This is a genomic window from Bacteroidota bacterium, from assembly GCA_016721765.1.
Taxonomy (GTDB): domain Bacteria; phylum Bacteroidota; class Bacteroidia; order UBA4408; family UBA4408; genus UBA4408.
The window spans coordinates 932,428-946,180 of the sequence record JADKHO010000002.1 but is presented as its reverse complement, the minus strand read 5'-3'; the positions used below and the strand labels follow the sequence as shown (position 1 = coordinate 946,180).

Here is a 13,753-nt window from a genome sequence, read left to right as displayed (position 1 = left end):
CATGAATTTTAAAGTTAGAATTAAATTTTTTTTTCTTCTAGGAATGGCATTTGCAGTATTGGCATCCTGTAAAAGAAAATATGAAGAAGGTCCCTTAATTAGTTTTACTTCTAAATGTAAAAGGCTAGAAAGGACATGGACGCTTTCTTATATCTATATTGATGGCATTGATTCTACAGAGGCGGTTTATAAAGCTTTAGGCATAATTGATAATAAATTTAGAGCAAAATTTATTGAGCCAAGTGATGGAACTTGTTTTAATTACGCACCAATTGATGTGCGAGTTAATATTACAGGGTCTATCTATTATTCTCATCTGCCAGGTTCTTATAAGCTGAGCGAAAATGGAAAATATTTAATTATGAATATTATTCGAACTTCAGACATTGTAAACTTAAAGTATAAGGAAGTTGGGCCATTTTTTACGGATGATTATGTTGAATATAGAATTAAGCGACTAACTAAAAGTGAACTTTGGCTTGAACTAACTTATAATGGAAAATATATTTGGATACATTTTAAAAGTTAATGAATATGAAACGAAATTTATTATTGATTTTTATTTTTTTCTTGTTTTTGCAACACTTTGCAGTTGCACAAATATCCGATGACCAGCAAAGGCAATTAAAATACTGGTATTACAGAGAGAGGCTTAGGACAAAATTTATGCTTGATATTGGCGCTGGACATGGCGAGAGCATACCGGCAAGTTTTAGAACAGATTTCCATCCTACTCCAGGAGGCACATGGGAAGAAGGTGCTGATGGAACTATAACATTATCTTACTATATAATAGCTTTAGTTACAGAATATGATTTATTAACACAAAACGGTCAAAATACTGATGCTACATTAAATGAATTATATTACGCTGTTGAGGCAATAAATAGACTCGATCATTATTGCGAGTCATGGTGGGGATTTACTACATCTTTGAATGGATTTTTAATGAGGGAGGATTTGTGTTTTAATTGTTGGGATGATGCGCTTCACCAAAAAAATAATACATCATATCAATCGGTTATAGATCATTTGAATAATAAATCACAAAATTCTCGTATTGATAATTTAGGTGCTATGTGGATAGCATCCAAGGAGCATATGCTTCCTGAATTTGAAATGAGTATTGATCAAGTACTTCATTTATATATGGCATTAAATGTATTAATAAATAAAATGCCCTCTTCTGTTAGCCCGAGTTTAAATTTTATGGATGGTCCATATAGTTTTTCTAATGAAGCAAAAGAAATAATGAAACGAATAATTGATTATATCCACCATTCTGGTACATTAGTTAATACACCATGGAATTGGCGTATATATGATCCAACTGGCACGCCTACCCTTAACGGTACAGCAAGTGCGTATTTACAAGCTCCCGCACTTTCGTTTGCCAATCTAAATTTCGCGAACCATAATAATCCTACCAAGATTATTAAAACCGCTGATCAAGCTTGGAAAAAACTAGAAAAGGTTTATAAATATATGGTTGGTGCGCCCTTTGTATTCTGGTCAAGTCAAGGGCTGAAATTTTTAGAGTGTTTGACATTTTCAGGACCTTATTATGTAAATAATAATCATGTCCTTCCATTTGGAGCTAAAATAAACCTTTATAGTACAGATTTAAGCCATAAGCATCCAAGAGTAGACCTACCACTTCTTAATCAGTATTTATACGGAATAGCGGATTGGCATGGTAATCCATATTACCGAAATTTATTGGATGAAGCTCCGTGTTATGGTCCTTATAACTTTAGTGAAGATTGTAATACTGTATTATACCAAAGTTACAATTGGTCTTCATCAACTTTATTAGTTGAACCTGAAAGAAGAGGTGAATGTGACCCTGATTTTCCTGGAGAGTATCATGGATTAGATTATATGGTATTGTATAATTTAGTATGCCTAACTAAGAATGAGCCAACAAAGAAGTATTTTTACGATTTATACAATAATACCATGATAACTGATTTTCCAACTTTATCAAATTATGGGAGTTCAAGTGACCCAGCTGATATCATAAGTCATAATACAATAACTGCAAGCAACCATATTTCAAATTCTGGAGATGTTGAATATAGAGCGGGAAAAAGCATTGATTTAACTACGAATTTTACCGTTGATGCACAAGCAAATTTTTATGCCCACATTGATGATGTAGAATGTGTTGATGACGGTGATGTTTTTGAAAGAAAACTTTCGGCAAAATCCATTTCAAATTCGGTTTTGTCAAATTTAAAGCAGCAAAAGAATGTAAATATTAATTTTGAAGCTACAGCCTTTCCAGTACCATTTAATGAAAACATAAATTTAAATCTTTCTATTGAAATGCCTTGTTGGGCTACCATTGAACTTAGGTCGATTGAAGGAAAATTAATTAAGATACTTTCCTCTGGCTTGGTGAGTGAATCAAATTCACTTTTGAGTTTTTCAACAGAGGCACTAGACAAGGGCTTCTACCTTGTAACAGTTGAGATTAATGGGAAAACCAAATCATTAAAACTTATTAAGTCTAAATAAAATGAAAAAATATTTCCTTTTTGTTGCACTACTTATTTGCGAATCATCGTTTCCTCAATCTACTTTTCAAATTCGAAATACTAATCCTGTATTTGGATTTGACATTTCAATTCCTCCATCTAAAGAACTCGACACTTTAGGGTTATTATTATTCGTTGCTGAATCAGATGTTGATAGTACTCAGTATTTTATTCAGTTTGTAAAATCTGATTCATCCTTTAGAGCGTCTATGAATCAAGGCATTTCGACAGATGACTCAAACTATATGCAAGCTAACGATTCATTAGCCGACCCACTTTATTTGAATCGTATTATGTTCCAAAGCTTACACGATAGCACAACAGAACTTTATTTCAACCTTATTGAACAAGCTGATACAAACTTAAAATGTGCTGAAATTGGTGTGGCATATATTGATGAGGAAGACCAAACAGAAAAGGAACTTCATACAAGAATTTACTACAACGGACATGACATTTATACTTTTATTTTAATAGGTTTAAAACGAAGAGAAACCGATTTGAGTATTTTAAAAAATAATTTCTTTAACTCGATTTTTATAAATTAATAAGATGCAAATAACAAAAATAATTATAATTTCTTTTATTCTGATATTTTGCGCATGCAAAAAAGACGAACAAAATCCTGCTTCATCGGAAGATGCTAAAATTCCACCAAGCACAGCAGCATTAAAAAAATTTTCCTGCAATTTAAATGGGACGCTTTTTAATACTGATTCAGCCGATAACAATCCATTTTACATTGATACTTTATCAAATTTCAAAATTTTAGTTTGTGGGGGAATAATTGATTCAAACTTCGTTGGATTTGGTTTTACTTTTCCGGGAATAAATTTAAGTCTACCAGCAACACAAATGAGTTATCCAACAGCATCCGTTGAATTGTCGCGCACGGTAGCAGGTGTTTACTATGATAATTACGTAGCTTTTGCAGCTTCAGTACAGATAACTGCCAATGACAGCATAAGCCATAAAGTGAGTGGAACATTTTCAGGTACTTTAGTAGAGCCTACCATACACGATACAGTTATTATTACTAACGGAAAATTTGTAGGCCTTAGTTATTTTTTGGTCTATTGATAACCCCCAAAATGTTTATAAATTTCAATAATAGTTTTTTTGACAAGATTGGGAATTCCGCTAAAACAAACCCTATTTGATCACTCTCAATTATTGAATTAGTTGGTAAAAACTTTAATAAATCAAAAGAATTCTAAATCTGCATTATCCCAATTGGCTCAATATTTCTATAATTTGTTTTTCAAGAAATTCGTGTAATTCCATTTTTACATATCGCTCGTTTGAATTATTAAGTACATCCCTTAAATTCATTACCTTTGGTAATAAGGTATCATTAATAAAGCAGGTGTATTTGTATCCAATAGGCAACGAAAAAATTCTTGTTCCGAGCTTTCTTTCAACGGAATTACAAAGTGAAATAAGTCTCCATCGAGAAATTTCTTCTTGTTGCGAATATTCCAAAATTTCATTCAGGCATTCTTTCAAGCGCTGATTGGCGTCTTTGACTTTTCTGTTTTCATCATCCTGCTTCATTTTAGCGAAAAACGCTTCCATTGATTTTGAAATATCTTCGGTGGCTGGGGTAGGGGCTATGCTACTTTCCTTTAGTTTCTGTTCTAACCTTATTTCAATGGCATTTATTCTGTCAATCCGCTGCCTTTCTGGGGCTGAACAATTATTCCCGTATTTTAAAATGTTTTGTTTCACTCTTCGGTTGTAAGCTTTTTGTTTGCAAGCACCGGAACAGAATTTTGCATCCATTCGGGTTGGAATAAATTCTCGATCGCAGCATTTACAAATGAGCGTTATTGTTTTAATTGTATTCATGGTTATGGTAATTGTTTAGTTGATTTTTTGTTGATTTGAGTTAGTTATACAGTTGCACCCGCAGCTAAGAAACTTGCAAATTTGGTTTCCACTCTTTTCTTTACATATTTTCGAAATGCCTTTTCGGTTGTATGTCCTGTAATTGCCATCAATTCATTTAAGGCTACTCCCATTGCTTCAAAATTGGTGGCAAATGTTCTTCTTCCAGTATGACTGCTTACCATTTTATAGCGGGGAATGGAGAAGATTAATTTCCTTCCACCTCTTGTTTCACGCTTGGTTTCCAATTCTGTGATACCGGCTTTCAAACAGATTTTTTTAATCTTTTCGCAAAATATTTGCACACAAACGTTGGGTAGTCGGTAATTATAAATTCTCATTATTTCTTCGGCAGCCGGTAGAATTGGAAATCCAATGGATGTATCTGTCTTTTTCATGCGAATGCTTAGAAACAGTTGATTGCCTTCTCTTGAGAATCGGCTATTGTCGAGGCGCACTAAATCACTCCATCGTAAGCCGCAATAGCAATTAAAAACAAATAGGTTTCTTACCTTACCTTCTGTAGTATTCGGGTCAAGTTCTAATGCTTTAAGTTTTGCAATTTCTTGCCATGATAGGGCAATTGTATCTGCTTCTTCCCATTGCGCTTTTACACTTCTATAACTTAAATTACTTATGTACCCTTCATCGGCAGCTGCATTCGCAAATTGCTTTGCAATTTTTATTTCCTTCGCAATGTAATTTTTCGAATAGGGCATATTCTCCATGATTCCGGTCTCTTTGTTCTTATCTCTATAATTAGCATTTATCAACCAAGTATTATAAGCCATCATCCATGATTTGTTAATTTCAGAAAAGTCAAGTTGTTTTTCAGCTTCCAAGAAATCAGGGTTTAATTTTCGCTCAAAATTGTTCATTGCTTTCCATTTTTTTACCAGTTTAGCTGGCGCAAGATTGAATGCCAAAACAATATTTTTCCTCGCGCCACGAAGTGTTTGATGTGTGCCTTCACATAGTTCCATTCGATTGGAAATGTATTTATCAATAAAGCTGATGAAGTCATATACTTCACCTTTTTCTTCCGGCTTATTTTCACCAAACTTGAAGTAGTAGTCGAATTTTTCCTTCAACTCTTTTTCAAATTCATCTTTGTAAAAACGCTTTTTGTTTTTCATCAAGTGACTGAGCAATTCCTCTGCATAAATTTCAATTTGCTTTTTTTGCTCTTTAAGAATTTTATTAAGCTTTTCGGAGTTGGCATTTGTGCTTAAATAACACTTCTTTTTTCTGCTCCAATCTTTGGGTGAAACAAACAGATTAGTGTCAATTGCGATTCTGTTTTTTTCGGCATAAAATATAGCCCAAATACGCTGAGGTGTTTTTTTTGTAAGGTTTCTTGGATGGAAATTAATATTCATTATCTTTGATTTTTAAGGCGCTAACTTTGACGCTTCATTAGCTAAGGTACCATAGAACATAGGCTTTGCCAAGTATATTTATTAACTCAGGAGCCAAAAAACGGATTACGTGTGGGATTACGAAAAATCTAAAAAGCGTATGTAACCCATTTGGGTATAAAAAATAGAAAGCCTTTAGAATCAGGCAATTCAGGAAGCATTAAAGAAGCAAAAAGGTAGCTAAAGTGCTGAATATCAAGCCGTCCGGACCGCTCGAAAAAAGCCTTGTAAGATTCACTCTTGCAAGGCTTTTCTTTTTGTGCTTAGTTTATAGCTAATTAAGAGTTTTTCAAGAATCTTTATATTTGTGATAGAAGCCTGCTTGGAATATCTACTTTAATAAATAAATCATGATAGTTAAACGCAGTATTCAAGTAGTGAGCTTTTCAAGCAACGCTCTCATCCTCAAAATAGATGGAAAGATTATTACAATAAGTCTTGATATGTTATCTCCAAGACTTATGGCAACCGGTGATATGCAACGTAATTTTTATAAAGTCTCCCCTTCCGGTTATGGAATTCATTGGCCGCTGATTGATGAAGATTTGTCTGTTGAAGCAATATTAAAATACAATTAAAGTAGAGAATTTCTAACCCGAGCAAAGCTCTACAGATTAGAAAACGCACGAAGCAAAACTTCGTGGGGACTGGGGTGTTAAAATAAATATTTTCACATGAAAAATATCTATAAAAATATAAATGGCATAATTCTATTTTGTGTTTTTTTAAATACGATAGAAATTTATGCGCAAAATTGGCAATGGGCTAAACAAGCCGGAGGCAGCTCATCTGATAAAATTTCCAATATTTGTACTGACTTTAGCGGCAATGTTTATGTTACTGGAACTTATAGCTTTATTTTTATGAATACTCCAGCCTCAAGCATAAGTTTTGATACAATTACCTTACTTCCAGTTGGAGATAATCAAATTTATATTGCGAAGTATTCCTCCACCGGAGATGTACTTTGGGCAAAAAGTATAGGCGGTAACAATATTATTGGAAACTCTAATATTTATGAATCATCTGGAAGTTTAAGCTTTGATCCGTTCAATCAATGTATATATTTAACCGGAAATATATATGGCTTTGCAGCATTCGGGAGCACAACTTTGTCAGGTTATGGAGTGAGTTTTTATACTAAAATGGATTTGAATGGAAATTTCATTTGGGCAAAACAATTTCCATATGCATTCTCAAGTTTTATTTCAATCGATTCTGATATACATGGAAATCAGATTATTTATGGTTATACATCTGATACAATGCAGGTTGGTCCCAATATACTTTTACCTGGGAATTTTTTCGCTTTATTCGATATTAATGGAAATATTGTATTTAGTAAAAAAATATCATCAAAAACTTTAGAATTTAAAACAGTAAGAAAGGATGATAATATTTATTCAATTTTTAGTGTAAGCAGTAATTCCATAAAAATTGATACAACCCAAATTACTTCATCCACTGCACATAACTTTATTTTGGCATGTTTTGATACACTTGGTTCACTAAAATGGCATAAATTAGTATAGAGCAATTTTTATGCTGGTGCTTTTGATTTATGCTGTGATTTGAATGATAATGTTTATATAACTGGTGACTTTCAATCAAATTTGGATTTTGGGAATTTCCAATTATTTAATTCTAATTTGGCTGATATGTTTATTTGTAAAGCCGATTCAATGGGAATCTGGAAATGGTGCAAACAAGGAAATGCCTCAAATGGAATGGATGGATTGCAACTTTCGCTTGGTTCTGATGGGACAATTTATCAAATGGGCTATCTTGATGGCAATGCTAGTTTTGATACATTTTCTTTAACTAGTTCGGGAAATGGTGAGCATTTTATTCATACACTCAATGATAGTGGTAATAGCCTATCAGCTAGGCTTATAGCTATTAATAGTTTGGCTAAAATGACATTAGATATATCAAATAATATATATATTTCAGGAAGTTTTTACCAAGCAATTTCTTTAGACTTATTCCTATTATCAAGCACTGGCTATGATGATGTTTTCATAGGTAAATATGATTTAACTTTAGATACAAAGGAATTAGAAAAATCTAATTCAAGAAATCAACTGTTTATCCACGCCAACCCCAATGAAGGCAAGTGCAACATTTCAGTGCCCAATGAATTTTTGCACGAGAGAATTCTTGTGCTGAGCATTTACAACAGCTTAGGCAAACTCATCCAACAGAAGAACTTAGAAATGAGCGATGGCAAAGTAAAACTTAGTTTGGAAGCGGAAGCCAAGGGCTTATATAATGCGGTACTAAGCAATGGGACAAAAAGTTATAGTGGTAAGATTGTTTTTGAATGATAAGATAATTAGTTGATGTATAGATTAACTAATGTGGGCTTAGTTTAGAATAATTGAGAATATATGTGGGGCTACCCCTTCTCGCGAAAGTCTACCAACTTGTGCATTACAATAATTCAATAACTCTTCCCTAAATTATATAAGCATTCCAAAGAATTATATAAGTACTTTGTGATTAAGAATAGGAAATTGCATGCTGAAATCCTATCTAAAAATTAAATCATGCATGCAAATGATAATCCCCAAGATCCTGAACTTACTTCCGGGAAAAATATTAGTTTTTGGACGGATTCTGTTCCTAATCCGGCATTAAATCCTTTAAAAGAAAATCTCGAAACAGATGTGGTAATTGTGGGTGCCGGTTTGGCCGGAATGAGTGTGGCGTATTGCCTGATGCAGTCGGGAAAAAAAGTAATTGTGGTGGAAGATGGCGCCATTGGAAGTGGCGAAACAGGAAGAACTACCGCGCATTTGGTTACTGCTTTGGATGATCGCTATTATCATTTAGAAAAAGTTTTTGGTGCCGATAAAACAAAACTCATAGCATCTAGTCACCAAACCGCAATTGACTTTGTGGAAGCAACGGTTAAAGCGGAAAACATCGATTGCGAATTTGAACGTGTTAGTGGATATCTTTTTAAACATCCTTCTGATAAAGCGGATGCGCTGGAAAATGAATTGAAGGCAGCCTTAACAGCCGGTGTTGAAATTGAAGCAATAGCAGAAGTGCCCGGATTACTTGATAAAATCGACGGATTACGTTTTATGAATCAAGCGCAATTTCATCCTATGAAATATTTGCAAGGATTGAAAAAAGCAATTGAACAAAAGGGTGGTAAAATTTTTACAGGAACTCATGCAGCTGAAATTAATCAGGAAGGAATTACCAGTAGCGAAGGTTTTAAAATAAGTGCAAAGCATATTGTAGTGGCCACCAATAGTCCTGTAAATAATTTGTTTATGCTTATCGAAAGGCAATATGCTTTCCGCACGTATGTGATTGCAGCATTGGTGAAAAAAAATTTATTACCAAAAGCACTGTGGTGGGATAGTGGCGATTTTACTGCCAACCGCAAAGTTCCTCCGTATCATTATGTGCGTGTGCAAGTGTATAACGAAAATTATGACTTACTCATCAGTGGTGGCGAAGACCATCCGATTGGAGATACCGGAAAAACCGATGTTCGAGAAGAAGACCGTTATGACTTGGTGGAAGCATGGACGCGACAAAATTTTCCGATTGAAGATATCGTATACAAATGGTCGGGCCAAGTATTGGAACCTATGGATGGCCTTGCCTTTATCGGGCACAACCCTCACGACAAAGAGAATGTGTATATCGTAACAGGCGATTCAGGAAATGGAATGACGCATTGCTCTTTTGCCGGTTTACTGATCAGCGATTTGATTCACGGTAAAGAAAATAAATGGAAGGAACTCTACAGCCCATCACGTTTTACGGTAAAAGAAAGTGGTCCGGCAGTGAAACAATTTATTAACGAAACGATTTCATTTTTAAAGCAACTACCCAATTTTAAGGATGCAAGTGAATTGTCGTCAATAAAAAATGGTGAAGGAAAAATTGTGGATATGCTCGAAGAAAAATTCGGCGTTTTTCGCGACGATTTCGGAAAGCTAAGTATTGTCTCCGCGCAATGCACACACTTAAAATGCAGTGTGGTGTGGAATGCCGATGAACGCAGTTGGGATTGCCCCTGCCATGGAAGTCGCTTTACCTGTGATGGAAAGGTTATCAATGGTCCCGCTAATTTTAACCTTCCGACCTATACATTTAATGCAGTTGAAAATAAAGTAGAAAAAAACGAATAGCATGGAAACGATATATGCTGCAATTGCCATTTTGGGGATGACAGCCCTTTTAGGAATGTATTTATTCACCCTGCTTTTACGCAACAAATCCACCCCAAAAGGTGTAACTATTATACATGGTTTATTGGCTGTTGTGGCTTTAATCCTATTATTCATTTATTGTATTAGACAAGATGGCGGACCATGGACCAGCATCGTTGTATTTATAGTAGCAGCATCAGGAGGACTAATTTTAAATTACAGAGATATCACCGGCAAGTCAGTCCCTAAATGGCTAGGGATCGTGCATGGATTGCTTGCTATTGTAGGATTTTTGATGTTGATTTATTTTGCCTTTTGGGATAAAGGCTCAATATAACTTTAGCTTATGATGTACGTTATGCTTCCTATTTCAATAAATAAGAAGTTGTGATTTATGGAACATTCGGTTTCATAAATCAAATGCTCCCATTCACTAAAGGCGCCACCTTTTCCCCGATCAAACGAATCGAGTTCAATAATTTACTATGTGGCAATGCCGCATTATCCATTTGAAACGTAAAGCGTGAAATGCCACCCAATGCTTCACTGTGACGAATTATTTTTTCGGCAATTTCATCCGGGGCGCCAACTAATAGCGCGCCCAATGGACCATTTTGCGCATCAAAACGTGCACGACTCACCGGTGGCCAGCCTCTTTCTTTACCAATGCGAGTAAACGTTTCGGCATAGCCTGGATAATAATCGGCGATGGCTTCTTCCTTGCTGCTGGCAACATAGCCGAGGGAATGCAAGCCTACCGTTAATTGTTCCGCAGCAAATCCGGCACGTTTTCCGGCAGCTCGATACAAATCTATATAGGGTCGAAAGCGTTGTGTTTCTCCACCTATAATTGCAACCATGAGCGGCAAGCCAAGTGTTCCCGCACGAACAAATGATTCGGGAGTACCGCCCACTCCCAGCCAAATGGGTAATTTTTTTTGAAGCGGACGCGGATAAATGGCTGGTTGTTGCAAGGGTGCTCTGAAATTTCCGTTCCAAGTTATCACTTCATTGTCGCGTATTTTTAAAAGCAAATCTAAGTTCTCGGCAAACAATTCATCGTAATCATTTAAATCTAATCCAAACAAAGGAAAGGCTTCTGTGAAAGAACCTCTGCCCACCACCATTTCGGCCCTGCCTTGAGAAACTAAATCGAGTGTGGCAAAGTTTTGAAATGCGCGCACCGGGTCAATGGCACTCAATACAGTTACTGCACTGGTAAGTATAATGCGTTTGGTTTTAGCGGCGGCGGCTGCAAGAATAACCGTTGGTGCCGAATCTAAAAATTCTTTGCGGTGGTGTTCACCTATTCCAAATACATCCAAGCCTGCAGCATCGGCGGCTTCAATGCGCTCCAACAAATCGGCAATGGATTGTGCCGGGTGTAATGCTTTTGTTTTATCTTCACTTAAAGTAGCCGCTGCAAAACTGTCGATTCCTATTTCCATAAATTTTTTGTTATTTCTTTTTATTCAAGTGCTCTTTTATCAAATAATGTTTTACTTCTTTCTGCATTTCCTTGCCGCCCTTTACTAATTTTTTGGCATGCTGAAATTTTTCTTCATCAAAAGCTAAATGTTTCATGCCCCAGGCACCAATTTCGGTGAGGATGGGCAGTAAATCGATACCCTTTTTAGTAAGGCTGTATATGAACTTGAGTTTGTGTGCCGGGTCTTTTGCTTTAGTGATGATGCCTTCACGTTCGAGCATCAGTAGCCTGTCGCTTAATATATTGGTAGCAATTTTCTCGTGCGAATCTATCAATTCTCTGAAAGAGCGCTTGTTGCCAAACATCATGTCGCGGATAATTACCAAGCTCCATTTATCGCCAAATATTTCGAGCGAAAGGTTGATGGGACAATGTGATTTATGCGATTCCATATTTATTATAAAACATTGATCAATTTTTTAAACACTTGTAACACTGATTTGACTTAGGTTTCGAATCGGGGTCAAATAATTATTCAAACTATTTTTAAATAATGCTTGCAAAATGCAAGTAATAAACTACATTTGCATTCACTTGCGTTTTGCAAGTGTACAAAAGTAGGATATTCTTTTTATTCTACTCGGTTTATTTTCAAGCATTGGAGTGCAATTCAATTAAATTAAAACCTAATTAAAAACAACATGGAAACAGTAATCGATCAAAATCAACTTCTGGTTAAAATGGCCTTGGATGCATGGAATGCCCAGGTAAACCATACCAGCAAATTACTCAGTTCGCTGAGTGATGAACAATTGCAAAATGAAGTAGCTCCCGGGCGTAACAGAGGAATTTATTTAGTGGGCCACTTGGCCGCGGTGAATGATAAAATGCTGCCTTTATTAAACTTTGGTGCACAAAAATTTCCACAATGGTCTGAGGCTTTTTTGAATAAGGCGGATAGGGAATTGGAAGTGTTGCCGACTATTGCAGAGATAAGGAATTTTTGGTCTGACTCCTGCGCTGAGTTGAGTAAGCATTTTGCAAGCTTGACTGCTAATGATTGGTTTGAGCGGCACACTTCGGTTTCTGCAGAAGACTTTGTGAAGGAGCCACATCGCAACAAATTAAATGTGGTTATAGGTCGAACCGGGCACTTAGCCTATCATTTAGGGCAACTAAATTTTTTAAAGAAATAAATTTAAAAGGCGCGTTTTCGAAACGCGCCTTTTTTTTAGGATTTTCCTTCCAGCTTTTTAAGAATATCACCTATTCTTTTTTTCTGTGCGTCAGGCGCTTTTGACAAGGCAGTTTTATAATTGTTAATTGCCCCTTTTTTATCACCGGCCATATCCAGCGCTTCTCCCAAGCTGTCATATACATTCCAAGACGCCGGATAACGTTTTACATTAAGTCGAAATAGCTCTGTTGCATCCGCAAGTTTGCTTTGTGCAATTAGTGCATAACCATAAGCATTAATTTGTGCTTCATCGGCCATTGTGAGGGCTTCTTTGCGCAAAGCATCTGCCTCTTGTGATTTCCCTTGAACTTCCAATAGTTTAGCTTTGGTTGTGAGGTTTGTAAAATTCTTTTGGATGGAAATGGATTTTTCAATCCAAGCAGAAGCATCATCTAAGTGAATGTTATTTTGTATGCAATAGGCTGCTGCCTGATTATGACCCTGCCAAAAGAAACCATTCACATTACTTAATTCGCGGCGCATACTTTCATAAACCGTTTCGGGTACATTTATATCTACCTGAATAGGAATAATTAATTGTTCCCAATGTAAAGCAATAGTTACCGCTTTTGCTTTGGGATATAGGAAGGAATAGCTTAGCCAGTCTTGCATGGGAGCTGTTTTGGGATTAACTTGAACCCTCAAAGCGTCGTCCTTTTCGTTGTAGAAAAAACTTCCCCAGGCGTAATAGTTTTTAGAAAAAATAATCGTCCATTCTTTTTCGCCGGGTATCATGTGAAGTCCATAAGTGCCGGCTGATAAGCCTTTCCCTTCAATTTCAACATCGGTAGAAAAGCTGATGGAAGTATTTTCATTCGCACCGGCACGCCATACTTCCTTATAAGGAACAAGCTCGCCCCAAATTTTGCGGCCATTGGCTAAGGGACTGTGATAGCTAATACGAATATCCGTTAAGCCAATGCGCTGGCTCACTTCAGCAGCTTGACTGGCTTCAGGTTTTTTTAATTCGGATTGTGCTTCTATTTTACAAGTAAGAAAAAGCAAAAATGACGATAGAATAAGCGCTTTTATTTTCATGTTTTTTTATGTGGATTATTTATTTT

General features: G+C 35.9%; 15 protein-coding genes. 10 read left to right on the top strand and 5 right to left on the bottom strand.

Annotated elements, in window-relative coordinates:
• The first annotated feature begins 1 nt into the window (after position 1).
• From IPP32_12260 to IPP32_12245, 4 genes are read left to right on the top strand one after another with little or no spacing between them, the layout of a single operon-like run.
• Positions 2-529 (top strand): hypothetical protein, encoded by a 528-nt coding sequence (locus tag IPP32_12260; GenBank protein MBL0048857.1) that lies wholly within the window; start codon positions 2-4, stop codon positions 527-529.
• Between the two features lie 5 nt (positions 530-534).
• Positions 535-2,520, top strand: coding sequence for a T9SS type A sorting domain-containing protein (locus IPP32_12255; GenBank protein ID MBL0048856.1), 1,986 nt, complete (start codon positions 535-537; stop codon positions 2,518-2,520).
• 1 nt (position 2,521) lies between these two features.
• Positions 2,522-3,088 carry a hypothetical protein gene (locus IPP32_12250; GenBank protein MBL0048855.1) on the top strand — a complete coding sequence of 189 codons (567 nt, stop codon included), beginning with the start codon at positions 2,522-2,524 and terminating at the stop codon, positions 3,086-3,088.
• A gap of 4 nt (positions 3,089-3,092) precedes the next feature.
• Positions 3,093-3,620 (top strand): hypothetical protein, encoded by a 528-nt coding sequence (locus IPP32_12245; GenBank protein MBL0048854.1) that lies wholly within the window; start codon positions 3,093-3,095, stop codon positions 3,618-3,620.
• Between the two features lie 144 nt (positions 3,621-3,764).
• Here IPP32_12245 and IPP32_12240 read toward each other — a convergent pair whose 3' ends face one another.
• Complete coding sequence (locus IPP32_12240) at positions 3,765-4,388, bottom strand: hypothetical protein (protein ID MBL0048853.1); 624 nt, start codon at positions 4,386-4,388, stop codon at positions 3,765-3,767.
• A gap of 44 nt (positions 4,389-4,432) precedes the next feature.
• On the bottom strand, positions 4,433-5,806 hold the full coding sequence (locus IPP32_12235; GenBank protein ID MBL0048852.1) for an integrase catalytic domain-containing protein: 1,374 nt from the start codon (positions 5,804-5,806) through the stop codon (positions 4,433-4,435).
• A gap of 389 nt (positions 5,807-6,195) precedes the next feature.
• Between IPP32_12235 and IPP32_12230 the strand changes: the two genes are divergently transcribed.
• The 5 genes from IPP32_12230 (at position 6,196) to IPP32_12210 (ending at position 10,360) form a co-directional block, all read left to right on the top strand.
• Positions 6,196-6,423: a DUF2442 domain-containing protein gene (locus tag IPP32_12230; GenBank protein ID MBL0048851.1), complete on the top strand. Its 228-nt coding sequence runs from the start codon at positions 6,196-6,198 to the stop codon at positions 6,421-6,423.
• Between the two features lie 96 nt (positions 6,424-6,519).
• Entirely contained in the window at positions 6,520-7,377 is an 858-nt protein-coding gene (locus IPP32_12225) for an SBBP repeat-containing protein (protein MBL0048850.1), read from the top strand.
• A gap of 39 nt (positions 7,378-7,416) precedes the next feature.
• Entirely contained in the window at positions 7,417-8,172 is a 756-nt protein-coding gene (locus IPP32_12220) for a T9SS type A sorting domain-containing protein (GenBank protein ID MBL0048849.1), read from the top strand.
• Between the two features lie 222 nt (positions 8,173-8,394).
• A complete protein-coding gene (locus IPP32_12215; GenBank protein MBL0048848.1) occupies positions 8,395-10,002 on the top strand; it encodes an FAD-dependent oxidoreductase in 1,608 nt (535 codons plus the stop codon).
• A gap of 37 nt (positions 10,003-10,039) precedes the next feature.
• The gene (locus IPP32_12210; protein ID MBL0048847.1) at positions 10,040-10,360 is read left to right on the top strand and encodes a hypothetical protein; all 321 of its coding nucleotides are present in this window, start codon (positions 10,040-10,042) and stop codon (positions 10,358-10,360) included.
• Between the two features lie 79 nt (positions 10,361-10,439).
• Here IPP32_12210 and IPP32_12205 read toward each other — a convergent pair whose 3' ends face one another.
• Together IPP32_12205 and IPP32_12200 are read right to left on the bottom strand one after the other, a co-directional pair.
• Positions 10,440-11,471: an LLM class flavin-dependent oxidoreductase gene (locus IPP32_12205; GenBank protein ID MBL0048846.1), complete on the bottom strand. Its 1,032-nt coding sequence runs from the start codon at positions 11,469-11,471 to the stop codon at positions 10,440-10,442.
• Between the two features lie 10 nt (positions 11,472-11,481).
• Positions 11,482-11,904, bottom strand: a complete 423-nt coding sequence (locus tag IPP32_12200) for a helix-turn-helix transcriptional regulator (GenBank protein MBL0048845.1) — start codon at positions 11,902-11,904, stop codon at positions 11,482-11,484.
• A 249-nt stretch (positions 11,905-12,153) separates the two neighbouring features.
• On the opposite strand from IPP32_12200, the gene IPP32_12195 reads away from it, so the two are divergent.
• Positions 12,154-12,648, top strand: a complete 495-nt coding sequence (locus IPP32_12195) for a DinB family protein (GenBank protein ID MBL0048844.1) — start codon at positions 12,154-12,156, stop codon at positions 12,646-12,648.
• Between the two features lie 35 nt (positions 12,649-12,683).
• On the opposite strand, the gene IPP32_12190 is transcribed toward IPP32_12195, so the two are convergent.
• The gene (locus tag IPP32_12190) at positions 12,684-13,727 is read right to left on the bottom strand and encodes a DUF2911 domain-containing protein (GenBank protein MBL0048843.1); all 1,044 of its coding nucleotides are present in this window, start codon (positions 13,725-13,727) and stop codon (positions 12,684-12,686) included.
• Positions 13,728-13,753 lie beyond the last annotated feature (26 nt).

What these genes read in the sequence shown, in the direction of transcription:
- IPP32_12260 (MBL0048857.1), top strand. Translation starts at nt 2, where the DNA reads ATGAATTTTAAAGTTAGAATTAAATTTTTTTTTCTTCTAGGAATGGCA.
- IPP32_12255 (MBL0048856.1), top strand. Translation starts at nt 535, where the DNA reads ATGAAACGAAATTTATTATTGATTTTTATTTTTTTCTTGTTTTTGCAA.
- IPP32_12250 (MBL0048855.1), top strand. Translation starts at nt 2,522, where the DNA reads ATGAAAAAATATTTCCTTTTTGTTGCACTACTTATTTGCGAATCATCG.
- IPP32_12245 (MBL0048854.1), top strand. Translation starts at nt 3,093, where the DNA reads ATGCAAATAACAAAAATAATTATAATTTCTTTTATTCTGATATTTTGC.
- IPP32_12240 (MBL0048853.1), bottom strand. Translation starts at nt 4,388, where the DNA reads ATGAATACAATTAAAACAATAACGCTCATTTGTAAATGCTGCGATCGA.
- IPP32_12235 (MBL0048852.1), bottom strand. Translation starts at nt 5,806, where the DNA reads ATGAATATTAATTTCCATCCAAGAAACCTTACAAAAAAAACACCTCAG.
- IPP32_12230 (MBL0048851.1), top strand. Translation starts at nt 6,196, where the DNA reads ATGATAGTTAAACGCAGTATTCAAGTAGTGAGCTTTTCAAGCAACGCT.
- IPP32_12225 (MBL0048850.1), top strand. Translation starts at nt 6,520, where the DNA reads ATGAAAAATATCTATAAAAATATAAATGGCATAATTCTATTTTGTGTT.
- IPP32_12215 (MBL0048848.1), top strand. Translation starts at nt 8,395, where the DNA reads ATGCATGCAAATGATAATCCCCAAGATCCTGAACTTACTTCCGGGAAA.
- IPP32_12210 (MBL0048847.1), top strand. Translation starts at nt 10,040, where the DNA reads ATGACAGCCCTTTTAGGAATGTATTTATTCACCCTGCTTTTACGCAAC.
- IPP32_12205 (MBL0048846.1), bottom strand. Translation starts at nt 11,471, where the DNA reads ATGGAAATAGGAATCGACAGTTTTGCAGCGGCTACTTTAAGTGAAGAT.
- IPP32_12200 (MBL0048845.1), bottom strand. Translation starts at nt 11,904, where the DNA reads ATGGAATCGCATAAATCACATTGTCCCATCAACCTTTCGCTCGAAATA.
- IPP32_12195 (MBL0048844.1), top strand. Translation starts at nt 12,154, where the DNA reads ATGGAAACAGTAATCGATCAAAATCAACTTCTGGTTAAAATGGCCTTG.
- IPP32_12190 (MBL0048843.1), bottom strand. Translation starts at nt 13,727, where the DNA reads ATGAAAATAAAAGCGCTTATTCTATCGTCATTTTTGCTTTTTCTTACT.